Below are 23,230 nucleotides of genomic sequence, written 5' to 3'. Positions count from 1 at the left end.
GTGTTCAGCCATAATCTTTCGGATAGAACAGCTGTCGATGGCAAAATGCATCTCACGACTGCGAGTACCGGCGCGAGGATACACCCGACTGACGAGGGTATAAAAACTACTGGAGGTGGTTCAATGGATTTCGACGAGAAGGCCTGGAAGGAGCAGTTGAGCAAGGCAAAAACGAACGAGGAGTTTCACGCGGCGATAATGGCGCTGCCGGTTCGTGGACCCGCGATAACCGAGGAAGAGCAAAGGTTTTTTACCATGGAACGGCGGCAGACATCCAATTCTTCGATCCGAACCATCCCCGACGAAAAGATTCTGGGTGGCTAGGTCGCGGGGTCTAGGGTCTATGTAACCAGCAGCACCCATCTTGCTGAAAAGTATGCTAGCCAAAGGGGTGGGTATCAGAATCAGACTGTCACGCCGCTTTCCCGTACTTCCGACTCGAACTCGGCCTCTGGTACAGCGGCGAGTGTTTGCGAACGGCTGGGCAGGTCGTGACCGATGCCAGCCTCCCCTAAAGTGGGGTTTTCCCGGCCCTCGTCACGCACGAGGGCCGGTGAACCGCCTTTTTCGCCCCCATTCAGCCTCACTCCGCGATTCATCAACCCGGCTTCTTTTTGCGCCGTTATCAACTCCCCAAGACGGGGCTTGGCCCGTATTCGTATCTCTGGGCTACGCACTCAAACCGAACCGCGGTTCTTCCGAAAGGCATTTAGCAACTCGAAATCATGGACCATGCCGTCGTAACGCACCGTGGTAACTTTGGACTCCGCCTCGTCCAGCTTGCGCCTGTACTCTTTGCCTTCGTCGCACAGGATATCGCTCTCCATGACCATTTTCAGTGGCGGGGCAGGCCCTTCAATAGCAAGCTTCTACGAAAGCTTCGTGCGCCTTGCCATGACCTATCAGGCTTAGACCCGCGAGCATTCAAGCATGGTTGCAGGTTCGGCTACAGGCCCTAGGATTTGGGGTGCTGCCGCACCGGTATCCTCGTCGGTTGTTGGTTCCGCAGGATGTCCATGGCTTCGTTGAACGATTTTCCGGCAAGTGACGGTAGCACGCCAAGAGCCGCTTTCGAGTCGACACGAAGCCGCCGAGAACCGTGGGTGGCAAACAATGTGAGCAGCTCGGTGACGTGCGTGACAAAAGCTTCCGAGATCTTGCCTTTGCCGCCCAACGTCAAAGCCAACTCGACCAATACAGCAGGAGCGGCCTTTCGGACGACTCTAGGATGTGCTCGCATCACCCCAGCAATCGAAGCGGTATTGCGTTCGGCAAGGGCCCACCACGCACCTAGGCCCCGGTCCCCCGCAAACACTCGACGTCGGAACTGGTTTGCCGCGTCAGTGAAATCCTGCGCGTTCTTGTCATTCATGAACCCCTGCGACTTCAGCAGCGAAGTTGTTGCGGTGACGGGGCAGGATTGAATGCCTTGCATCTTTCCGAAAAGTTCAAAATCGGCGACCAGAACGGGGACCCCATTGGGAAACCCTGGCTGCGTTACTACTATATATTTCTGGAATCGATGTACCATGTCCTGAAAGGCGTCGGCAGTGAGTGCATCATGGGTGAACGTGAATACCCTGGTCCCGAGCAGATCATCGCCGTTTAGCCAGCTAACGATGTTGTCCCAGACTCCTTGCGCACCCGATATCGCATCGGAAACCGCATCCGCCGCGCCTTCGGTCAGCGCTGAAATCTGTTCTGGAGTCACCTCGGGGTTACCAATGCCGAACGTGGGAATGAGGTTGTCGATGGCCTGACGAACAAAGTTGTTCAATGCGACGTGTCCGGCTTCCGCGCCAGTATCCGAAACCCAGTTTTCTTCCATCAGCACGCACGCCACCCCTACGACACCGCCGACATCTTCGACACCGAAGACATCACGCACCCATGCGGGCACCGGAATCGGATTCAGCATCGTATGAAATTCTCCAATTGCCGAGGGCACCGGGACGTCGTCTCCCGCGTCAATATCGCTGTCGCCAAGGTTGCCGTGGCTGCCCGGCGTAGGAAAGAGCGAGCAGTTGCCATGCAGGAAGAGGTCGTCACCGAGAAATACAGAGTCGCCGTCGATTTTGAAATAGATCGTCCACAGATACGCCTCGGAGCTTCCAAAGCCGTCGCCTTCTTCGTGGCAATGCAAGTGATCGAATTTCATCTCGACTTGCAGTGGTGGTCGCGCCATGGTCCATCTCCTTGTATGTTCAATTAACGTATTTGCCAAACCGCGTTCTCTTGCCCAGAATTTAGTCCCTGAGTACGAGCCACCGCAGTCTCGGGTCTAGAAAAATAACCCCTTTTTTCTTTATAGCTCAATTTTTTGAATTCATTCCTCAGCTTTTTTCTTCAAGGCTTGCACTCCTCGCATGGGGTATATGGCGGTACAACGTGGAGGCAGCCACGTTCAATCGCCGGGCGACAGCAGCCACAGTGATATCAGAATCCTTCAGCATCGCCTTGGCCGCCTGTAGGTCCTTGGCGGAAAGGGCGGGCGGCCTCCCACCCACACGACCTCGTTCCCGAGCGGCTCTTAAGCCCGCCGTTGTCCGTTCGCGGATGACGCCTCGTTCGAACTCCGCCAATGCAGCAAAGATATGGAAGACAAGCTTGCCACTCGGTGAACTGGTATCAATAGGATCATGTATCGATTTAAGTCCTATTCCGCAGTTCTGAAACGACTCAACCGTCTCTATAAGCTGTTTCATCGAACGGGCAAGCCGGTCCAGTTTCCAAACCACCAACGTGTCGCCCCTGCGCATGTAGGCAAGGGCAGCTTTCAGCTCTGGCCGCTCCCGTTGTGCACCAGATGCTTTTTCCTGAAATATTCTCTCGCACCCTTCTTTGGTCAAGGCATCCAGTTGTAGGGCTAGGTCCTGCTCCTGAGTGCTGACCCGCGCGTAACCAATCTTCATCCCCCTCCCTCTAGAAAACGTTATTCTCCTGAAACTCATCTGAACTATAACTTATGGGAGAGATGCTTTCAAGAGATAGTTTTGGGAGGTTAAAAAGAGGGTGGAAACGCGAATTTTTTGGCTCGTCCGCTATATCCGAAAAACGACCGTTTTCGAGAAAAGAGTTATTGTGCAAGTAAAACTAGCCTATGAAAATTCCCGTACTCCACGCTGAACTCATCGCCACCCAAGCGAGCCAGCGTATCGTTTTTGCGGAGCTTGGCTTGCAGTATGCTGGTTAGTTGTCTCAATAATTCATCGCCAGCCACGTGGCCGGAGGTATCGTTCACGATCTTGAACTGATCAAGATCGAGATACAGCAACGTATGCTGCTTAGAGTCCTGTTTGCCCGTCAGCAATGCGTGCTCCACGCGTCGTTCGAACTCGCGCCCGTTAAGAACGCCGGTCAGCGCATCATGCGATGCCTGATAAGTTACCTGGCCCGCCATTTCTTTCGCTTCCGTTACGTCATGGAACACAAGAATTGTGCCTACGATTCTTCCATGTTGGTCCCGTATCGGCGCCGCCGAGTCTTCAATAGGATAAGTCGTGCCCCCGCGTTGTATCAGGACCGTATTAGTTGCCAGACACACAGCCTGCTCTTGCTGAAGAACCAACTCGACCGGGCTCGGAGCAAGTTCACGGGTGTATGCGTCTATGATATGAAATACCTCGCGCAGCGGCAGGCCATGAGCTTCTGCCGAAGTCCAGCCGGTCATACATTCCGCGACCGGGTTTAGATAAGTAACTGTGCCCGAAGTGTCCGTTGTTATAACGGCATCACCAATGCAGTTTAATGTAATGCGCAAGAGCTCCTTTTCTTCAAATAGCACTTTTTCTGCAAACTCTCCGGCAGTAATTTTCCGACGGAGCCCCGTCTGTATATCATCTCCCTCCGTAATATTGCGGCGAAGTCCTGTCTGTATTTCATCGCTTTCCGCAATGTTCCGGCGGAATCCCGCCTGTATTTCATCGCCCTCAGTAATATTACGACGAAGTCCAACTTGTATTTCGTGGCCTTCCTTAATGTTCAGACGGAGCGCTATTTCTATTGCATTGCACTCGGCAATATTACGACGGAGTTCTGTTTGTATCTCCCTAGTGATAAAGTGCTGGGCTTGGTCAATTGTGCTGATTTTTTTGCAAAAACCATTTGACTTTCTATAGGTGCCAATCAATTTTTGACTTGGCAGCACAACGTTCCTCTTATCTCGCCGGTCTTAGACTTTGCGCAAACCCATCAAATCGTTCCTAGTTATTCGATATCCCTGCATTCCCTGAATTATTAGGTAACAGAATTTATGCTCTGTATAGCTGAGAAACCGCAGATGACCTCAGTACGCACCAGGGCCCTTTCAAGTTCAACTCCGGGCAATCGCCGGCGACTGCTGCGTATTCCGTTCGCTTTTAGGTGGGGTGTCCACCAATTCCAACGCGGGAGGGCTACTTAAGGTTGAACAGCGATCCTTTATCCCCGTAGGTCTACGTGAAACTGGCACCCGACAGGTCAAGCGACCTTTGCTGAAGTATGCGCCTAGATAATTAGTTGCTTAAACTCTGGCTGCTCAGGTCCCCAATCTGGGAATGCTTTGAATGCTGCAGCGATACAAACGTTGAGTACTTCGCCCAGATCTCAGAATGCATACAGAAGCGGTTGCTTCGTCTTTTTAGGTGGATTTGTATCTGATGAACTCGTTAATGATCATGGAGGGCGCACACTTGATCGAGGGGTATTTCTGAATGCAAAGCGCGATGGTGAGAAAGTTCAAGGCGAGTAACCGGGTGCATTGGTAGGCCGTTTTTCTGGACACTGCTTAGTCAGGACGTCAGCCAATTATTTTATCGAGTAGTAGTGTTCAAGGTCGGCAGGGGGCCATAAGGCTTGCTCCTTAACTAGAGGCATTAATGAGGCAGAGCGACCGCTCCCACCGCGAGCACTACACGATTGCGCCCGCTGTTTTTTGCCTGATAAAGTGCTTTATCCGCATGTTCAATGAAGTTATCGAATTGAAGGGAAGTTTCTCCTTCAGCCCCTGCCACACCGAGACTCAGGGAACTGGGAATTGGGCCAAAATTAGTTAAAACCGGTTTTCCAGCAATAACCAAGCGCACTCTCTCGGCAACCGCAAATGCGGTGCAGGCGTCACATTCTGGCAGTACAATTAAAAATTCTTCTCCGCCATAGCGGCCAAAGGAGTCATAAGGCCTGAGAACGTTTGCCGCGCGCCGCGTCACTTCGCGCAACACCTCGTCCCCTGCCTGATGCCCGTAAGTGTCATTCGTGCGTTTAAAATGGTCCAGATCTGCCAAGATGATTGAAAGGGGATACGCTTTTCGTGCGCGTCGGCTCATTGCATTTTTAAGAATATCTACAATTGCCCCGCGGTTATAAAGGCCAGTCAACGAGTCATGAGTTGCTTTTAATCGCAACTCCTGTTCCAAAACGCTGATGCGAGAGCCAGTTCGTAATCTCGCCTGAAGTTCATCCATGCCATAAGGTTTGCTAATGAAGTCATCCGCGCCGCTATCCATTGCTTCGACCGTAAACCGTGTTTCACTTTTCGAGGTCAGCATGATTAGATAAATGTAGCGGTCCCTTACCGTTTGTCGAACCCGCCGGCAGACATCTACCCCATCCATTTGTGGCATCATCCAGTCTAAAATAGCGAGCTTGGGGGCATCCGTGCCCAGGAGGATGTCACAGGCGCTTTTTCCATCGGATGCAGTGACCACATCATAGCCCCCCTCTTCCAAGGCGCAGTGTAAATATAGAAGGGCTACAGGATCATCATCGGCGATCAATACTTTCACCCCGCTTCTCCCGCAATGAACAGCTCAAGCTCGCTCACCAATTCGGCCGCACGGGCCTGGAGCTCGCCAAAAGCTTCGTCAATGTTCGGAGATCCGCTAGTTGTAGCAAGTTGTTCAAGTCTGGCGGCGATGTCGGCAAGAGGCTGGGCACTGATGGTACTTGCGGCACCTTTAAGGCGGTGTACGGAACGTTCCATTTCCGCATTATCCCCGGTGATAACAGATGCACGAATGTTAGCCAGCGTAGGAGGTAGTTCCTGCAAAAAAATACGGACAAGGCGCTTTAGAAGCTCCTTCTTATCTCTTGTCCGACTTAAGGCACTCGCCAGATCAAATGCCCTCACAGCGAATCCCGCTTCTTCGACTCTATTCGTACCTACAGGATCTATGCACTCCTTTTCGACCTCTTCTAGCCGTTGCATTAAGATATCTGGATCTACGGGCTTCGAGACATAATCATCCATCCCAGCGGCTAGGCAGCGTTCACGATCATCTTTCATGGCATTAGCAGTCAGGGCGATGATGCGAATATGCTTCCCGGTATTTTTTTCGCGTTTTCGAATTTCGGCGGCTGCTTCATACCCGTCCATTTGCGGCATTTGACAATCCATCAGGATAGCGTCATACGACTGCTGATCCAACATCTGCAAGACTTCAATTCCATTATTGGCAGTGGAGAAGGCGTGACCGCGGTCCCGCAGGATTTCCACTACCACCATTTGATTTATCGGGTGGTCTTCAGCCACTAGCACATTCAGGACCCGTAACGTTTTCGACAGCCCAGGTTGCAGATTCGGCATGGGAATTGTCCCGTCGTCTGCTCCACTGATACCCGCAATAATTGCGTCAAACAGTTCTGACTGTTTGATTGGTTTTCTTAGGCAACGCACTACACCTAATGCCTCGCAATCTCTGACTTCTTTGGACACGTCGCTCGAAGAAAGCATCAGTATCGTAGTGCCCGCCAGACAGGGAGTATCTTTAATGAGTTGTGCCAGTTCAAAGCCACCGTATTCCGGCATGAGCGAGTCCAGCAGAACTAATGGGTATGGCTCACCGAGCGCTGCCATGTGACGTAGCTCCGCAAAGGCTTCTTTCCCATCCTTCGCCAGTGTCGGCTGCATTGACCAGCTACGCAGGATCTCTTCCAAGATCACGCGGTTACTACTGTTGTCGTCCGCCACTAGTACCCGCATATTATTTAAGTTCGGCAACCGCGCGGGTTCGGGTTGGTGCTCGGGTATAGCAAGCTTTGCGGTAAAGTGAACTGTCGTTCCTTTTCCTAGCTCACTTTCAACCCAGATGGAGCCGCCCATTAAAGTAACAAGTTGGGACACAATTGTCAGACCCAAACCGGTGCCACCGTACTGACGAGTTGTTGAATTATCACCCTGCGCAAACGCCGTGAAGATATGAGCCTGCTGCTCTGCGGACATGCCGATTCCGGTATCGGTGATACTAAAGTGCAGCATCGCGTGTTGAATCGAAGATCCTTGCTGCGACTCCTGCGCGACCCGTAACACCACCTCTCCACTGTCGGTAAATTTAAGCGCGTTGCCCGTCAAATTCACTATTATCTGTGCGATGCGACCAGGGTCGCCTTTTAATAGAAACGGCACCTCTGGATTCACCTGATAAGTCAGCTCTATCCCTTTCTCATTGGCACTGGCGGAAAATGCTTTCAGTGTATTTCCAGCCAGCCCGCGCAAATCAAATTCGATTTCGTCGAGTTCTAGCTTGCTTGCTTCCATCTTGGAAAAATCAAGAATGTCATTTAGAAGTCGCAGCAGTGAATTTGCCGAGGATTTTATCAAGGTCATGAATTCATGCTGTTGCGGGCTCAACGGTGTTTTAAGCGTCAGGTTGGTAAGACCGATAATTCCATTCATGGGGGTTCGGATTTCATGGCTCATGTTTGCCAGAAACGTGCTTTTTGCGAAGGTCGCTGCTTCGGCAGTTTCCTTGGCTTGATTCAGTTCCGTTTCCCATTGTTTTCGTTCCGCGATATCGCGCAGGAATGCGCTCAACATGAAGCTCTCGCCGCGGCGGATTAACGAAACGCTGATCTCGATCGGAAACTCACGGCTGCCACGGTGAAGCGCAATGAGTTCAAATCTACGGTTTGCTGTCAAGCTTCCACTCATGGGCTCGAGTTGCTTGAGCGTTTCAAGATACATGGTCCAGCCCGAAGGGGCGATAACCAATTCTTGAAATAGCCGCCCTCGCGCTTCTTCGCTAGACCAGCCGAAGATCGCCTCCGCCTGTTGGTTCCAGTCGATGATAATGCCCTTGGAGTCCATGCCGATGAACGCATCATTAGCGGCCCCTAAGATGAGCCGCGTACGTTCTTCGCTGGCCTGGAGCGCTTCGCTGACTCGATTAACCTCCGACACATCATGCGCGACGCAAAACATCTGCCTCTGGTCGCTTGACCACTGTACCGACCATCGGTTATGCACTATCGAGCCATCTTTGTGGATATAGCGATTATCGAAATTCAGGACGGGATTCCCGCTCATTATTCTGGCTGCAGCCTGGGCGGTCCGATCAACATCGGCAGGATGCAACAATGCAATATAAGAACGGCCCTTAAGCTCATCGGCGGTGTACCCCCAGGCTCGCTGGCATGCATTGCTGACTTGGATAAAACATCCCGACTCATCAATCGAACAGATGACATCGAGCGAATTATCCATCAGGTTTTTATTCTCTCGAGCCGTTCTTCCGGTATAAATCATGAAGCGGGTTAGCGCTATGCCGAGGAAAAAAACGATCCCGAGTCCCAGGAAGGCAGACAGAATAACCGTAATGCGGGCAACAAATTGTGCGTCAGCCGCTGCCTCGTCGGCTTGCATATGGAAGGCACCTAATTCGCTCGTGGAAAGACTGATGGCTTCATTTATGAACGCCATTTTTTCTACTTGTGCAGGAAGATATTTAAACCAGTATAAATTCTGGGCTGCATGAAGATCGCTTGCCGCTAGCCGCAAAACCTCATCTTTTAGCGGCAGGATAACGTGCCGATTATGATTTATCAATTTGAGCAGCAGCTCTTTTAATTCCGCATCTTGCGTAGCTGCAAAGGCTGTCTCGACGTTTATCGTTGCATTCTCACGAGCTTTTTGCTCTTGCCTTTTTCTCTCATTAAAACCATCCCCACGATCCGAACTAAGCAAAAGGTCAGTAATCTGCTGGGCCGCCACCAGGTAACCGACCTGAGCTTCCCGCAACCGAACCCGTGTTTCGTTCAAGAGCAAGGTTCCGGCTGCAGCGGCATCTACTCGTTCCTGTAATTTTTTATAAAGAAACAAATTTGTGCATAGACAGAGCGCAAGCAGGGAGCTAACACTAATAACGGAGAGTGTGTTAATACGTCTATAAATAATTGAAAGAATGGCTGGGTACCGGTAATAATTATATCAATTAGCGAATTGCGTCAGCGGGGGTTATGCTGGTTGTATGGTTGAGGGCGTGGCACTCTTAGGTGGAAGGGTCTATGGCCGGGGAAAGATGGAGCTCCGGTGTCCATTTCATTGCCGTCTCGCCCAGCGTCTATCTGTCCTGTCAGATTCTCAGGGGTAAAAATTTGCCCCCAGTCCGCTTAATCGCGGTTTTTCAATTCCATACCCTTGTGCATAATCAACCCCGATCTTACGCAGGGCCTGTAGGATTGCATCGCTTTCAACAAACTCTGCGATTGTCTTGAGTTGCATGACATGCCCTATATGATTAATTGCCTCGACCATTGCGCGGTCAATGGGATCATCAACCATGCCCTTGACGAATCCGCCATCAATTTTTAGATAGTCAACTGGCAGATGCTTGAGATAAGCAAATGAGCACATCCCGCTGCCAAAATCATCTAGAGCAAAACGGCAGCCCAAGTCCTTTAGCTTACGGATGAGCGCAGCTGCCTGAGTTAAGTTTGCAACTGCGGAAGTCTCCGTAATTTCAAAACAAATTCGGCTAGGAGGAACCTTATGTAGATCGAATTGCTCCACCACGAATTCATAGAAACCGTCGTCGCAAATTGATGCCCCGGATAAATTGATGGCGCAGGCGGCCACGTAAGGACTTGCCTTGTATTGCATAAAAGCGGTGGTGATGACCCACCGATCGAGCCGTGGCATCAGGCCGTAACGCTCGGCTGCCGGAATAAAGGCCATCGGAGGTACTAAGTTGCCATCCTCATCCTTCATGCGTAATAAGACCTCGTAATGATCGCCGTCCACGGAATTACTCACGATCGGCAATATTTTTTGTCGGAATAGCACAAAACACTCCTCTTCCAGCGCCTTTTGGATGCGCCCCACCCATCCCATCTCGCTATGGCGTTGCGCAAGTCCCGTATCATCCAGTGTATATATTTGTACTCGATCGCGTCCTTTGTCCTTGGCTAGAAAACAGGCTGAATCCGCCATGCGCAGGATGTCAGCTAGCGTTTCCCCCCCGTTGCTGAAGGTGACTAATCCTATACTTAAACCAAGCGTAAATATCCTGTCTCCCCAGACAAAACGAAACTCTCGAACTGTTTGCCGCAGCAGTTCCGCTATGCGAAGGGAAGGTCCGCTAGGGCAGCTCTCCAGCAACACCCCAAATTCATCTCCCCCCAAGCGGGCCAAGGTGTCGTTTTTTCTGAGCTTGGCCTGCAGTAAGGCGGACAGCTGTTTTAGTAACTCGTCCCCCGCCATGTGGCCGCAGGTATCGTTCACGATCTTGAACTGGTCAAGATCAAGATAAAGAAGGGTGTGCTCGATGGCATCCTCCTTGCCCGTCTGCAAGGAACGTTCAAGTCGTTGTTCGAACTCTCGCCGGTTAATGAGCCCCGTCAATGCATCATGGGAGGCTTGATGCTTCATCTCTGAAGCCATCTTTCGTGCATACGAAACATCATGAAATACCAGAACCGCGCCTATGATGTCGCCCTGTCGATCACGTATCGGCGCAGCCGAATCTTCGATCGGGTAAGCGACGCCACCGCGTTGTACTAGATTCGTATTCTGAGCCAGGCCCACGGCCTGGTTTTCCTTAAAAACTCGCTCCACTGGATTGGGTGAAGGTTCGCCGGTGTGTGTGTTGACGATGTGAAACACATCAAGCAAGGGGAGATCAACAGCGCTCTTCAACATCCAGCCCGTCATAGCCTCCGCAACGGGATTCATGTAGGTTATGTTACCCGCGGTGTCCGTTGTGATAACACCGTCCGCGATGCAGCTCAGGGTAACCCGTAACCGCTCTTTTTCATCGAAGGTCGCCTTCTCGGAAATATGCGCAGCATTGATATCTCGGCGTAGCTCCAAAATGTCCTTATTATCCCGTGCCGCTTTTTCCATTAGCGTGATCAAGCGCCTAACTGCTCGACCAAGGAAAACAGCAATAATGACGCCTATACAGACAAACAAAATAATAGTGATGCGAGAAATCAATTGAGCTCGCGCCGCTTCGACATTAGCTCTTTCATTGAAGCTGCTCACCTCCTCCGAGGAAAGGCGAATCGCTTCATTGATTAACGCTGTGTTTGTTGCTAAGGCTGGTAAGTATGTATATCGGTACCTATGTTGTGCTGAGCGAGGATCGGTAGCTGCGAGCTGGATGATTTCATCTTCTAATGGACGTATGACCAGCCGGTCATGATCAAGCAGTTTCCGTAGTGTCTTTTGTAATTCTATATTTTCTGTAGCGGCAAGCGCCATGACAATGCTCATCGTCGCATGCTCGTGCGCCTTTTGCACCCGTTCCAATTTCCACTCAAGTTTATTGCGAGGAGCGGGATCAAGCAAAAGATCGGCGATCCCTTGCGCCATGATCATGTAAACGACTTGCGCTTCCCGTACTCTAACGCGTGTTTGGTTCAAGAGCAGCGTCTCGGCCGTCGCATCATCAACCCTTTGCTGGAGTTTTTGATCAAGAAATAAATTGGTGCTCAGACCAAGCGCGAGGAGTATGGTAAAGCCGCCCAAGACAAGTACAGCGATACGTCTATAGATGTTCACGTCATCAGGCGGCGACAATGAATCAAACATCCCTAACAAACCTCCGATTAATGTCTTCGCATCGTGGCAGTTACCTGATCAGGGAAACCCCAAATGAGAAGGACTTAGCTTTTTGCCTCTGTGAGGTGTCGCAAAAGACGAGGGAGGCTAGGTAATAGCATTGAGGAGTTCATGCAATTCCATGGCTGTTTTCCAAAACCCGTCACTGCTTGACTAAGAACGCCTTTGTAAAGCCGGCACAACGGTACTGGCTAGTACGGTAAGAGTTGACGCTGGTTGAAATACAAAGAGATTGCGAGCCTTAAACGGATGCCACTCCCAGAGAAGCTGCATTTTGCGGCTCGACAGCCTATGTTGTCATCCATTAGTTTACGGCCCTTCCTGCCCAGTATTTAAGATGACACGAACAAAGCGAGACTATGGGCTGACTTTCACCCACTCCACCTTGGCAATGGCGTAAAACTAGCAATGTGCGGCAGATTTGAACAATCCGAAACGAAGTCTATTACGCTAGCGCTTTCGGGGCTGATACAAGCGACGACCTAAAGTGGTTGGGCGAAGGAATTCCCTCCTACAATACCGGCCCCGATTTATGCCCCTGGGCGATGATGCTGCACAAGAGCGATGCGAAACCTCCGCATACGGCCTCAAGCGGCAAACTTGGCGTAAGACTTAATGCAGTCCAGCAAAAGAAATGATACCCGACTGATACCGGCTTTGATGACCTGACGGACTTGATAGCCAACCCCAGGTATGGTTTAGTAAGAAATTCCAGAGGTCAATTAACTGGTATGGCTCGGCCAACGTTCGCGCAGGGGGGTATGGTAGCAAGTGGCAGAAGTACCGGGATCGCCTTGTGAATGCCTATGTTAAGATCGGCAACACTACGAGTTGCTGTATGAGAAGAGGGACGAGAAGCATGAGTAATGAAGGAACGAATACTAGACTGAGTCAGATGATCGCTGCGTATTGGGTAGCTGTAGGGGAAATTGCCCTCAAGGATCGGATTGATAGCGACGATAAGACTCGATTGTCCAAAATTCTTCTTGAGTACAGCGCTGCTCCGGACGCATCGGAAGATGTAAAGGTTAAAATGGTGCAAGAGTTTAATAGAATCCATGAACTACAATCCAAGCAAAATAAAATCTGATTGAACGGGAGGGAGCGTGAGCGAGGATAAAGCATACGCCATAACGATCACAATCAACGAGCACAGGGATAAGCTTGCTCGTTGGCAGAGAATTCATGTGACGCCGGAAATAGTCGAAGATGAAGCGGTTTTGGGATCCCTTTTAGCTCTTACCGCGAAGAAGATGATAAGGGATATAGAGGAAAGTGGTGATGAGGTCAGGAAGAACCGTTTATGATCCTCTGCGATATCGCAGGACGTAGAATCATTTGATTAGCCCTCAATTTTGCATATGCTTGTGTTATAGCGTCATTATTCCGCTAAGAAGCCATCCGCTGAGGTGGCTTTTTATTGCCTGTCGTATGCCTAATCGCCCATCGGCCGCGCAATGTGGATACGGTTCAGCATGGCAACATTGCGGCGCAGGACAATGCGCGGTTTTATTTGTGCCTGTTTCCCGAAGCACAGTTCAGAGAGGGATTGTTTGGACTTGGTTCCGAATGGCTGCGAGCTCGGATGCGTCGATCTCGGTGAGTCTGATTTACACCTGCTGCGTGCTCTCGTTCAGGACTGTTAGAGTATCCCCACCAGAGATACCGATAACCGTGGCGAGGAAGGCGGCAAAAAGCATCGATATATACGAGCGGAGTATTGAACTTGTAAGCTGGTTAAGAAATGTCCGTGTAATTCCTGTGTAATTGCGCAGCGAAAATTACACAATTTGCGAGAATCAAAGAGAACTAACGCAGGTACTTCTGGACATTAATACCAATAAGAATCAAACTCTTGGGAATAATATAGAAGTCATCAGATAAGCTGAATAGAATACTGAAAATCCTTGTGTCGGTGGTTCGATTCCGCCCTTGGCCACCAAATGATTGTTTGACCCCATCCAAGGAAGTCCACGAAAACCCGCTTCAATCTTAACGATCAGCGGGTTTTTTGTTTTACGCCATTCATTCCCATCCGTTGCAATCAACTTGATATTGTTGGTGTATTTCAGCTTCTGATACCAACGTTAGAAAGTTGATACCAACAGCGGGATTGCGATGAAGCTCACTGATACAGCAAAGTGGGGATTCGTGTTTTGTCGCAAGGTGAGCAAGGTAGCAATTTAAGAATCGGTTCGATTAGTTGTTTTTCGTGTAGGTCGAAAGGCAATACCCATAAACGAAGCGAATCGGAAAAATGAAATGGGGGTAAGGGCGCAAAAAATTCGGATGTTTTGGGATATATTAGAATAACGTCGCCTTTACCGCCCAGATGCTTCTGGCCGTAGGCGAATAACTGGTAGAAATCAGACTGACTTAAGCCGTAATGATTGGCTCGATCAAGGGTATGCAAAAGTTTCCATTTTGTATCCAATACCCATCGCTGCCCCTGTCTTGAGAGCAATATATCCGGCCGTAGTTGGAAAAACCCCTGCTCCTCGTGAGCGCAAAGGTATTTGCTTGTCGACTGTGAAACAAACCGTACATCCCCCGGTAACGCTTCTCTCAAATTGGTTTCCACATAACGTTCGAATAGTTTCTCCATGGGAAACAGTAGACTGATACCGCGCCACGCTCCACTTCCAGCCAAAGGCAGTTGCTGTCTCAAGATCAGTTCGCACCAGGGACGTACCGGTTCGTAATGGGCCATTAACCGGTCCCGCCGCCACGACTTGAAATCCTCCCTGATTTGCTGAGATGAAGGTATTTCCGCAATTAGCCCACGCAGTTCGTGTGCAAGCCGCCAGTTTCTTGCATCTTGCGTACTAGTGCCTGCTATCACCAATGCAGATTTGATCAGCCGATTCTCGGCCCCGTCCGGCAAGAATACATCATGTCGGATCCGGAAGAGGTGCTGCCGTCCTACTGGTTGACGCAATTGCCGGGCGATGTCGAGCTGCCCACGCAAGAACCGCTGCTCCTCCTCCATCTGAGCATAGTCGAATCTTAACCCCCGCTTTACCAGTCGATCCACAGCCAGCAAGAACTGGCGAATAACCCATTCGCTTACAGGTGCATCAAATAAAGCCAGATTCGCAACGCCTACGTCGCGGAAGGGAAGGTCCATTGCCGCCTGGATTATACGGCACAGCAACTTTCTGGGCTCCTTTACATTGGCTGTGTCGTGGACATATTTAGGAAGGATTTCAAGGCATCTGCCACTTGGCATCTCGATGACCCCGACAAAATTATCCAGCCGCAACCATCGGCGGTTATCAATTTGAAGTAGGGGCGCACCGCGACTTCGAAAAGAAGCGCTTAGCGAACACAACCAATCAAAGTCAGCTTGAGATACAGTTGCTTCATCAAGGGAGGATCGCGTGGGGCCGGTAGTTAGCCGGGCATACTCTCGAACTGTGACCGTCCCCTTCACACTTAAACTCCGATAATGCCCCGATAGCTTTCGATGGCATCAAATGACTCGATACCGAGCTCCCATTGCGACTTAACGCTACCAAGACCCTCGACGTCATTACCGAACAATTCACGTGACGAGGATATATTGAGCCTAATAAACTGGTGCTCGGCCTCCTTACGATGATCATTCAAAACCCAACGAATGCGTTCCCAATCTTCGAAAAAATACTCTTGTAGTAACGGAAGTATCTTTTGCCGAAAGATCGATGCCATGTGTAAGACGGTGCTCTCCTCCCTCAACGGAAGAAAATAGGCATGCCCTATACAGTGATCACGATCCAAGAGCGCTTCGATCCGCTGATTCATCCTTTGTAGCAGTTCGCCAATCAAGACACCCTCAACATGCACTCCATCGAACAGGGTGTAATCGGGCAGTATTTCCTTAAAGTTGAAGCGGCGACGAAGTGCAATATCAAGGCCGGCTAACGATCTGTCCGCCGTATTCATAGTGCCAATTAAATAAACATTATTCGGAACGCTAAAGCGCTTTTTCGAATAGGGTAGGATGACTTCCAGCGCCTCATCGTTACCCTGACGCTTGGACGGCTCGATCAGTGTAATCAGCTCACCAAAGATACGGGACACATTGCCTCGATTGATCTCATCGATGATAAGCACCTTCGCGTTCGTGACCTCGGTACCTATGGTCGCCTCCCCACCTATCAGGCTCTGCGCGGCGCCTATTTTCGCCCTGCCACAAAGCCGCTCAACCAGAGGGGGTAGCACACTGTAATATCCGTTTACAAGGTAGGGCTCAAGCTGGGTATCTGGTACCTTGTCAAAAACGCGCTTCTCGCGAATGTCTTTGATATTTAGCTTGCCCTGACGTACATAGCTCGCTAAGGTCTCTAAAAAGTCAATTGTAAAGGGCAAATACTTGCCATTAGGCTTCTCTAGCTCAACGACTTCCGAAGTTGCTCTGCGGACGAGATAGCCGCCAAGACGCTCCCCAACTTGAAAGAGCGTATCAGTAGCGGAATTGATTGGGGTGGACGCGGTCGCGGCCAGCAATTTCTCCAACTTAACCATATCAATGGCCGTGGCTCTAAGTTCATAGAGGGTCATTTGACTAAATTGGCTAATCATCAACTGATCTAGGGGCGATGCAGGGTTGTAGACGCGTAACCAAGATACACGGCGGCATTGACCATACTCGTCTCCTTGCTCGTCTCTCTTCACGCAAACGTAATCACCCGTCACCTCCCCAATGGCGCGAAACTTCGAATTACCCTCGCTGACGACGAGTATGTCGCCTCGTTTGATTTTCAGGAGGAAGGTTGCCACTGCAGTGATTGCGTACGAATCGGTGGGTAGAACCTCCCCCGCAGCCTTAAACCGCTCGCGCACCTCGTCTCGGCTTTTGCAGCCGGAAAAATCAATTGTTCCACCATAGCCCAGGAGGGCGTAACCCTGTTTAATGCATTCATCGTAGATATAAGCATCGACGCCCTGGGTATTGCCAAGCGACATCTTCCAGATCCGCCGCCCTCGGAGATCTATGGGAGCTTCAGCCTGCTGAGTCACTCGTGCTACGGCAGCAGTGCAAATAGTCTTGAATACGCCATCCACGAGTTCAAACTGCACTTTGCCGTTCTCGTCATTTTTTGCTGTAAGGCCTTCGACAAAATCCTCGTAACTAAAGCTCTGGTGAAATGTTACAAACCGCACATCGCCGCTGCTAACCAGATCGTCGAAGCGTTTCTTCAGTGCCGCCCTTTCCCCCCCTTGCTTTTTATGAGCCGCTAAAAATTCGGGGGCGAGAATCTCCAAAGCCGACTCTATCGTTGTGTAGGTTTTGCCGGTTCCAGGAGGGCCGTATAAAATGGTGTTCAAATGAGGTTTAGGCATAATCTCGTTGCTTCTGGACGTTCGATCAATGTTCTTTTCAGTTACTTCGCGCCAGCAAACCGGAATTTAAGGCGGTACTCTTCTGCCATCTTTATTGTTTGGCTGGCAACGCACGCGCTGGGGCCTACATAGCTCGGGATTGTAGCTAACTCAGCAGTAATTTCTACTGTCCTGAGGTACACCTGAGAATCAGTGTGGGTATTGGCGCAGGATTATGAGCAGAAGACGCTCGTCCTCAATGACCGCTCATTGCCAATTCATGGGCCACGTTCTTCTTCACCGTCAAAGGCGATTCCATGGTCGAGGCAGGCATCTTTGATGGGACTTGATTGATCGTGGATCGCTCAATCAAGCCCAAGTCATCCAATATAGTCATTGCGGATGTGGATGGGGAATGGATGGGCGAGCGCCTAATGTATCAGCCAGGAGTCTCTTACCAGAAAGCGGGAGTCATGCTGTCTGAACTGGCGCAGAAGAAGGTCAGCAGACAGACCTGTTTGCATACTCATCAAGCAGGAACAAGTCAGGCAGGCTAATGGATACTGTGGACCGTATCAACCGCAAATACCAGCGCAGCACCATTCACCTCGCGTCAGAGGGAGTTGACCGCTCTTGGTCCATGCGGCGCAGCTTCAATGGTCCCAACTACACGGGAGACTGGAACGAGCTGCCAGTGGTGACCTGATATCGAAACATAGAAATGCTGAAGTTTGGAAGGCGGATGATGCTAATAACAAAAACGCAAAGGCCGCGATTGGTTCCTGGCAGGCGCGAATAATACCAGCCGTCTACAAGCCAAGGCCACCTTTGACCTTTCACTTGTATTCGATCCGGCTATAAAACAGAAATAACCCTACCTAGTGACAGGTGTACCAACGTCCAATTGTCTGCTCAACTTTAAAACCTAAAATAGAATCTGCACCGCTTTTTGCGCTTCCTCCCGGTCCGCCAGCCCTAGCAAGTAGACCACCTCATCCTCGGCCGACTTTGGCGTGGTTGGCACGAACAATACTGAAAACGACAGGGGCTCGGTAGTGTTCTTAAGTTAGCCTAGTCCTCATGCACGATGTCGAAACGCTCTGCGAGAAAATCAATTAACGCCCGCACAGATGGCAGAAGACCGCGGCGAGATGGAAATACCGCATGAACGATTTCGCGGCGCGGCGCCCAGTCGGGCACCAGCCTGACCAATAAACCAGCCGCCAACTGGTCTCGTGCCATGACCACCGGCAGCTGCACCACACCGACGCCGGCCACAGCGGCATTTCTTAACGCAATCATGTCGGTCGTCACGAAGCGTGGCGTGTGATGAAGGGTTGCTAGTGCGCTATCGGGCCCATACAGCACCCACCGATGGGTTTGCTGCGGGGTTCCCAGGCCCATGCTTGGCCAGTTGCTCAGGCAGAGGGGTCAGTAGGGAAGCCGAGCTGCGAGACAAGCGCAGGGCCGGCCACGAGGCATTGATCCGGCTCAGCCAGGACGCGCATGACCAGATCACTGTCCTGCAAAGGCGGCGGTCGCACACGAAGGGCGACGTCCACCGAATCGCTGACCAGATCGACACGCCGGTTGGTTGCCTCCATGTGCACCGTGACGTGCGGATAGCGCATCATGAAATCGGCCAGCATCACTCCCACATACGCATGCACTAGGGGTAGTGGGCATGTCATGCGGATTACGCCGCGGGGTTCGGCTTTTAGCGTGTCTACCGCTTCCTGGGCCGCCTCAGCTTCTACGAGCATCGCCTTGCAATGCATGTAATAGGTCTGCCCGGCTTCGGTAACTACAAAGTGGCGTGTCGAACGCTGGATCAGGCGGACGCCGAGCCGCTCTTCCAGCTTGGCGATGCGGCGGCTAAGCTTCGATTTCGGTATACCCAGCGCCCGGCCTGCCGGAGCAAAGCCGCCATGATCCACAGCTTGGACGTAGTAGTAGAGGTCATTCAAATCTTGCACCGGGACTACCTCATCGTTCCAAAAATAAAACTCTGCTAGCTAATTTAGCAGACTACCCGCCTTTCCGTCCCAAGCTTATGCTTGGACTGCCCGCTTGCAATTAGCAAGTGGGTAACAGATTAAATAATTTGGAGAAAAAACATGCCATTATGGAAAGTTTATCATCCGGCCGGTGCATACACCGCTCAAGACAAAAAGGATCTATCCGAAAGGATTACCGGTATGTATGCACGCGTTCCTATCCCGAAGTTCTATGTAGTCTTCATTTTTGAGGAAATAGCCAAGGACTCCTGCTTTGTAGGCGGTGAGCCGAATAACAAATTTGTCCGGTTCAGGGTCGATCACATTGCGAGGACGCTGCCCGGCCCAGTCATGCGGGAATGGTGGGTGAGAACGCTCGATGAGCTTATTGCTCCCTTTGTAAAGGACAGAGGTTACGATTGGGAGATTTCCATTGACGAGACGCCTTTCGATCTTTGGTCTCTCCAGGGAGAGATTCCGCCTCCTTTTGAATCTGCAGCTGAGAAGAGATGGGTAAAGGAAAACAAGGCGAGTCCTTACACTGTGGTGGAAAAGCTTCCTGTTAACCTGGCGTTTACTCCAGGAATAGCGGATCGCTAGATCTGGGGGCCGTCCCCGGTTGGACGGCCCCAATTTCTTTTGAGCTCGACGTCGCACATACCGCAAAAGAACACCGCTTATCTTTTTGATCTTTCTGAGAGGAAAACGGGGCGTTCACTCATTTTAAGACCATGGAGGCAATATGGCTTATCAAACGATCGATCCTGCAACAGGCAAACTGATAAAGACTTATGCAAATATCTCCGACGAAGACTTGGAGGCTGCAGTTGCGAACGCACACAAGGCTTTCGCAACGATTGGCAGCAGCGCCGGGTAGGTGAGCGTGCCAGGATAATTTCGACTGCAGCCGCCATCCTGCGAAAAAAAAGCGAGGAGTATAGCCACTATCTGACGTTAGAAGTGGGCAAGCTTATCGCTGAGGCGCGGGCAGAGGTCTCCCTTTCTGCCGATATCCTGGATTACTACGCAAAGAAAGCTGAGAATTACCTGAAGCCGCGCATGCTTTTCGAATCTCCCGGCGCTGAACTGCATATCGAGCCGATCGGCGTTCTGATCGGCATCGAGCCGTGGAACTTCCCCTACTACCAGATTGCGAGGGTAGCAGGACCGCAGTTGATGGTAGGGAACGTGCTGCTTCTCAAGCACGCGGAGAGCGTTCCCCAGTCAGCACTGGCTTTTGCTCGCCTCTTTGAGGAAGCTGGCGCACCGCCCGGTGTGTACACGAATATTTTTGCCAGTATTGAACAGATCGGAAGATTGATCGAGGATTCACGCATCCGTGGCGTTACCTTGACTGGCAGCGAACGCGCAGGTGCGGCGGTGGCCGGGCGCGCTGGCCGCAGCCTCAAGAAATCAGTAATGGAACTGGGGGGAAGTGATCCGCTGATCGTGCTTGAAGACGCGCCCATGGAATCCACGCTGGATAATGCTTTGTTCGGTCGGATGTTCAACATGGGGCAGTGTTGCGTCGGTTCAAAACGTATCATTGTCATTGGCAAGGAGCGAGGAGAGGTTTTCCTGGATGGCTTCGTTCAGCGCCTGGCTTTATTGAAGGCAGGGAACCCCAATGATCCCGCTACGACGTTGGGGCCGCTCGCTTCAAAGAAGGCATTAAATCTTCTCTTGGACCAAATCAAGCTGGCTCGGAAGGAAGGCGGAAAGGTTGTGTACGGTGGTGCAAGGCTCGCTCGTCCTGGCTTCTACTTGTAGCCGACGGTACTGGTCGGCATCAGCGAGGAAAACCCAATCTATGCCCAGGAGTTATTTGGTCCAGTTGCTTCCTTCCACGTCGTCGAAAATGAAAATGAAGCTGTTTGCCTGGCAAACGCGACTCCATTCGGTCTTGGTGCCTCGGTGTTTACGGCTGACATCGAACGTGGCCGCAAGGTTGCAGCAAAGATCGACAGCGGTATGGTCTTCATAAATCAGCCAGTATGGACGTCCGCTCAGCTTCCCTTCGGCGGTGTCAAGAATTCAGGCTTCGGCCGTGAGCTGTCGGAACTCGGCTTCGGTGAATTCGTCAATGAGAAGTTGATCAATGTAGCACCCTCCGGCTCGCCGCCATGGGGGCTTGTTTGCCATAGGCCTCTCCCAGACGCTGCAGCGCGGGCCCCACGGCTCACGTGCGGATTATGATCACCGAGCAAGCAATCGCCTATGAATGGAAGGAAATTTTGAGCGTGCTTGAATACTGCACAGAATAGGCATTTTCGCATATCGCATATGCGAAAATGCCCTATCAGATGGCTTAACGGCCTTTCACTTTCCACTAGCGTTGACAGCAGCCTTTACCATGGCCCCGGATTGAATTTCCCCAGCTCGTAAGCATGGGCTTGGCCCAAGTCGCTACTTGCGGTCGATCACCAGAATGTCATGTCGATCGGTATTTGTAATAAGCCCGGAAGCGTTCGTGCCGGACTGGACAGAACCGCTTACCAAGTGGAAATGATTGCCGATGAAATCTCCCGCCAACCCGTGCCTGGGCATGGGCATAGGGGAGTGTCTTATCCAGCTGTTACTCTTCGGATCAAATGCTTCAACTGCCGTGTACGTGCCCCAGATATCCCGATGTCGGATCTCGCCACCCGCCACGTAAATTTGCCCTCCGTATACTCCCCAGGCCGATGCACTGCGCGGGGTCGGCATCGGGGTCCGCAATTGCCACTGATCCTTTGCCGGGTTGTACTCCTCGACCAAATCAATATTGAATGCGTTGGGGATGAAGACCGATCCTATTCGTCCACCGATGATATAGATACGGTTGTCTACTGCAGCGCCTGTGGCATGATTTCGAGGGGTCGGCATATCTGCGGCCTTTGTCCAACTATTGGATGCCAGATCGTAGACCTCGTGCGTTCCGACGGCGATGTTCCGCGAGGGGTGGACCCATTCCTCCTTCAGTCCTGCGGGCAGCGTGGCGCCCCCAATGACATGGATACGACCGTTTATATGTATTGCATTGGCTGAGCCGCGTGCGACAGGGAGTGGCGCAAGCGCACGCCATGCGTCGGCCTGCGGGTCATACTCCCACGCATCATTGACCGGAACCCACATAGGCTTGCCTTTCTCCGGCAGAGTGAAGCCTCCAAACATGTAAATGCGTCCTTTCACTTCAGCGAGCGCTACGTGATGGAGACCGCGGGGCATGTCGCGCTTGCGGGTCCATATGTCGGTGCCCGGATCGTATTCCATGACCATCCCCATTGCGTTCCAGTCCAACCCGAGTCCGCCAAAAACGTATAGCTTGCCGCCTGCAGCGATTCCGTATACCTCCTCTGCGCCTTTGGGTATCGCTGCGGCCGATCTCCATTCATCCGCAAACGCTAAACTGGCGGTTAGACACCACGCGAGTAACGCTCCGGTCATGTTCCATCTGATTTGAACCGTTCTTGTTTTGCTGACACTCATTTGTTTTCCTCCGTAGCAAAATAATGCCCCACTCCAGCTTTGACGCGGGTCTCAACCGCCTAGAAACTATTGGCAACTCCAGCACGCGAAGGGGAGCGGTAGTGCAGCAATCAATCCCTCAGAGTGGCGATGAATCCTGGTCGAATCATCCCTTGAATTAACGGACGTAACCAGCCTTTACCTTATGATAGTCTCTTTGAATTTAGAACAAAGATCGTCAATATCGGGCAGAATTTTTCTGCGAACGATTTATGTTTCTTAGATGAATGCTTCGGGTTGATTCAGCGCCGGCCATTGGGGCGAGGACGCTAAAAGCTGCACAACAGTAAACTGAGGTTTTGCCACCCCTAGCTCCTGGTGTTCGCTGAGCTGAATACGCTGAAACTAATCGATTGCGGACGGGCGGCTGGAAATCCTTGTGTCGGTGGCACCCTTCCACTCCGGGCCACCAAGTATTAAAGGATTAGCTGATTGCTGATCCTTTTTTTGTTTTGCGGAGTCGACACCGGGTTAATTTTAGTCATCGCAGGATATTGCCCGAAGTTCGTCAGCCAATATGATTTGATGGACAGCGTCCGGGGTATATTTACGCGATGCAATTCTCGCTGACGTAGGTAGATAGACAAGCCGTCTCTGATCCAACGGA

The 23,230-nt window shown here is 51.3% G+C and carries 20 protein-coding genes and 1 pseudogene; 8 read left to right on the top strand and 13 right to left on the bottom strand.

Going from position 1 to position 23,230, the window contains the following annotated elements:
* Positions 1-45 precede the first annotated feature (45 nt).
* Positions 46-324 (top strand): hypothetical protein, encoded by a 279-nt coding sequence (locus tag R5L00_RS06575; protein WP_317653850.1) that lies wholly within the window; start codon positions 46-48, stop codon positions 322-324.
* An 80-nt stretch (positions 325-404) separates the two neighbouring features.
* Here R5L00_RS06575 and R5L00_RS06570 read toward each other — a convergent pair whose 3' ends face one another.
* From R5L00_RS06570 to R5L00_RS06535, 8 genes are all read right to left on the bottom strand, one after another.
* Positions 405-677: a hypothetical protein gene (locus R5L00_RS06570; protein ID WP_317653848.1), complete on the bottom strand. Its 273-nt coding sequence runs from the start codon at positions 675-677 to the stop codon at positions 405-407.
* Positions 678-827: an alpha/beta hydrolase fold domain-containing protein gene (locus R5L00_RS06565; RefSeq protein WP_317653847.1), complete on the bottom strand. Its 150-nt coding sequence runs from the start codon at positions 825-827 to the stop codon at positions 678-680.
* Positions 828-955: 128 nt separating this feature from the next.
* Entirely contained in the window at positions 956-2,185 is a 1,230-nt protein-coding gene (locus tag R5L00_RS06560; RefSeq protein ID WP_317653846.1) for a hypothetical protein, read from the bottom strand.
* Positions 2,186-2,333: 148 nt separating this feature from the next.
* Positions 2,334-2,912, bottom strand: coding sequence for a recombinase family protein (locus R5L00_RS06555; RefSeq protein WP_317653845.1), 579 nt, complete (start codon positions 2,910-2,912; stop codon positions 2,334-2,336).
* A 164-nt stretch (positions 2,913-3,076) separates the two neighbouring features.
* On the bottom strand, positions 3,077-4,147 hold the full coding sequence (locus R5L00_RS06550; protein WP_317653844.1) for a diguanylate cyclase: 1,071 nt from the start codon (positions 4,145-4,147) through the stop codon (positions 3,077-3,079).
* A gap of 706 nt (positions 4,148-4,853) precedes the next feature.
* Complete coding sequence (locus R5L00_RS06545; RefSeq protein ID WP_317653842.1) at positions 4,854-5,762, bottom strand: diguanylate cyclase; 909 nt, start codon at positions 5,760-5,762, stop codon at positions 4,854-4,856.
* A complete protein-coding gene (locus tag R5L00_RS06540) occupies positions 5,759-9,073 on the bottom strand; it encodes a response regulator (protein ID WP_317653840.1) in 3,315 nt (1,104 codons plus the stop codon). Before R5L00_RS06540 ends, R5L00_RS06545 begins: the two co-directional genes overlap by 4 nt.
* A gap of 261 nt (positions 9,074-9,334) precedes the next feature.
* Positions 9,335-11,785 (bottom strand): EAL domain-containing protein, encoded by a 2,451-nt coding sequence (locus tag R5L00_RS06535; RefSeq protein WP_317653838.1) that lies wholly within the window; start codon positions 11,783-11,785, stop codon positions 9,335-9,337.
* Between the two features lie 889 nt (positions 11,786-12,674).
* Here R5L00_RS06535 and R5L00_RS06530 point away from each other — a divergent pair.
* Positions 12,675-12,905, top strand: coding sequence for a hypothetical protein (locus R5L00_RS06530; RefSeq protein ID WP_317653837.1), 231 nt, complete (start codon positions 12,675-12,677; stop codon positions 12,903-12,905).
* Between the two features lie 16 nt (positions 12,906-12,921).
* Positions 12,922-13,122 (top strand): hypothetical protein, encoded by a 201-nt coding sequence (locus R5L00_RS06525; protein WP_317653835.1) that lies wholly within the window; start codon positions 12,922-12,924, stop codon positions 13,120-13,122.
* 818 nt (positions 13,123-13,940) lie between these two features.
* Here R5L00_RS06525 and R5L00_RS06520 read toward each other — a convergent pair.
* Both R5L00_RS06520 and R5L00_RS06515 read right to left on the bottom strand, forming a co-directional pair.
* On the bottom strand, positions 13,941-15,044 hold the full coding sequence (locus R5L00_RS06520) for an McrC family protein (protein ID WP_317653833.1): 1,104 nt from the start codon (positions 15,042-15,044) through the stop codon (positions 13,941-13,943).
* 206 nt (positions 15,045-15,250) lie between these two features.
* Positions 15,251-17,140, bottom strand: a complete 1,890-nt coding sequence (locus R5L00_RS06515) for an AAA family ATPase (protein WP_317653831.1) — start codon at positions 17,138-17,140, stop codon at positions 15,251-15,253.
* A 335-nt stretch (positions 17,141-17,475) separates the two neighbouring features.
* Between R5L00_RS06515 and R5L00_RS06510 the strand changes: the two genes are divergently transcribed.
* Together R5L00_RS06510 and R5L00_RS06505 are read left to right on the top strand one after the other, a co-directional pair.
* On the top strand, positions 17,476-17,676 hold the full coding sequence (locus tag R5L00_RS06510; RefSeq protein WP_317653829.1) for a hypothetical protein: 201 nt from the start codon (positions 17,476-17,478) through the stop codon (positions 17,674-17,676).
* Complete coding sequence (locus tag R5L00_RS06505; protein ID WP_317653828.1) at positions 17,676-17,825, top strand: DUF4113 domain-containing protein; 150 nt, start codon at positions 17,676-17,678, stop codon at positions 17,823-17,825. Before R5L00_RS06510 ends, R5L00_RS06505 begins: the two co-directional genes overlap by 1 nt.
* Before the next feature lie 365 nt (positions 17,826-18,190).
* Here R5L00_RS06505 and R5L00_RS06500 read toward each other — a convergent pair whose 3' ends face one another.
* On the bottom strand, positions 18,191-18,523 hold the full coding sequence (locus R5L00_RS06500) for a LysR substrate-binding domain-containing protein (protein ID WP_317653827.1): 333 nt from the start codon (positions 18,521-18,523) through the stop codon (positions 18,191-18,193).
* A 14-nt stretch (positions 18,524-18,537) separates the two neighbouring features.
* Positions 18,538-19,095 (bottom strand): LysR family transcriptional regulator, encoded by a 558-nt coding sequence (locus R5L00_RS06495; RefSeq protein ID WP_317653826.1) that lies wholly within the window; start codon positions 19,093-19,095, stop codon positions 18,538-18,540.
* 141 nt (positions 19,096-19,236) lie between these two features.
* Here R5L00_RS06495 and R5L00_RS06490 point away from each other — a divergent pair, with 141 nt between their 5' ends.
* The 3 genes and pseudogenes from R5L00_RS06490 to R5L00_RS06480 form a co-directional block, all read left to right on the top strand.
* A complete protein-coding gene (locus R5L00_RS06490; RefSeq protein ID WP_090459419.1) occupies positions 19,237-19,716 on the top strand; it encodes a tautomerase family protein in 480 nt (159 codons plus the stop codon).
* A gap of 142 nt (positions 19,717-19,858) precedes the next feature.
* Complete coding sequence (locus R5L00_RS06485) at positions 19,859-19,993, top strand: hypothetical protein (RefSeq protein ID WP_317654224.1); 135 nt, start codon at positions 19,859-19,861, stop codon at positions 19,991-19,993.
* A 14-nt stretch (positions 19,994-20,007) separates the two neighbouring features.
* Positions 20,008-21,150: pseudogene (locus R5L00_RS06480) on the top strand (aldehyde dehydrogenase family protein); the annotation flags it as partial.
* A 372-nt stretch (positions 21,151-21,522) separates the two neighbouring features.
* Here R5L00_RS06480 and R5L00_RS06475 read toward each other — a convergent pair.
* Positions 21,523-22,584 carry a Kelch repeat-containing protein gene (locus R5L00_RS06475; RefSeq protein ID WP_317653822.1) on the bottom strand — a complete coding sequence of 354 codons (1,062 nt, stop codon included), beginning with the start codon at positions 22,582-22,584 and terminating at the stop codon, positions 21,523-21,525.
* Positions 22,585-23,230: the final 646 nt, after the last annotated feature.

It is taken from the genome of Nitrosospira sp. Is2 (genome assembly GCF_033095785.1).
In the GTDB taxonomy this organism is placed as follows: Bacteria; Pseudomonadota; Gammaproteobacteria; order Burkholderiales; family Nitrosomonadaceae; genus Nitrosospira.
Note: the sequence above shows the minus strand (reverse complement) of the source record. Positions and strands in the feature narration are given on the sequence as shown.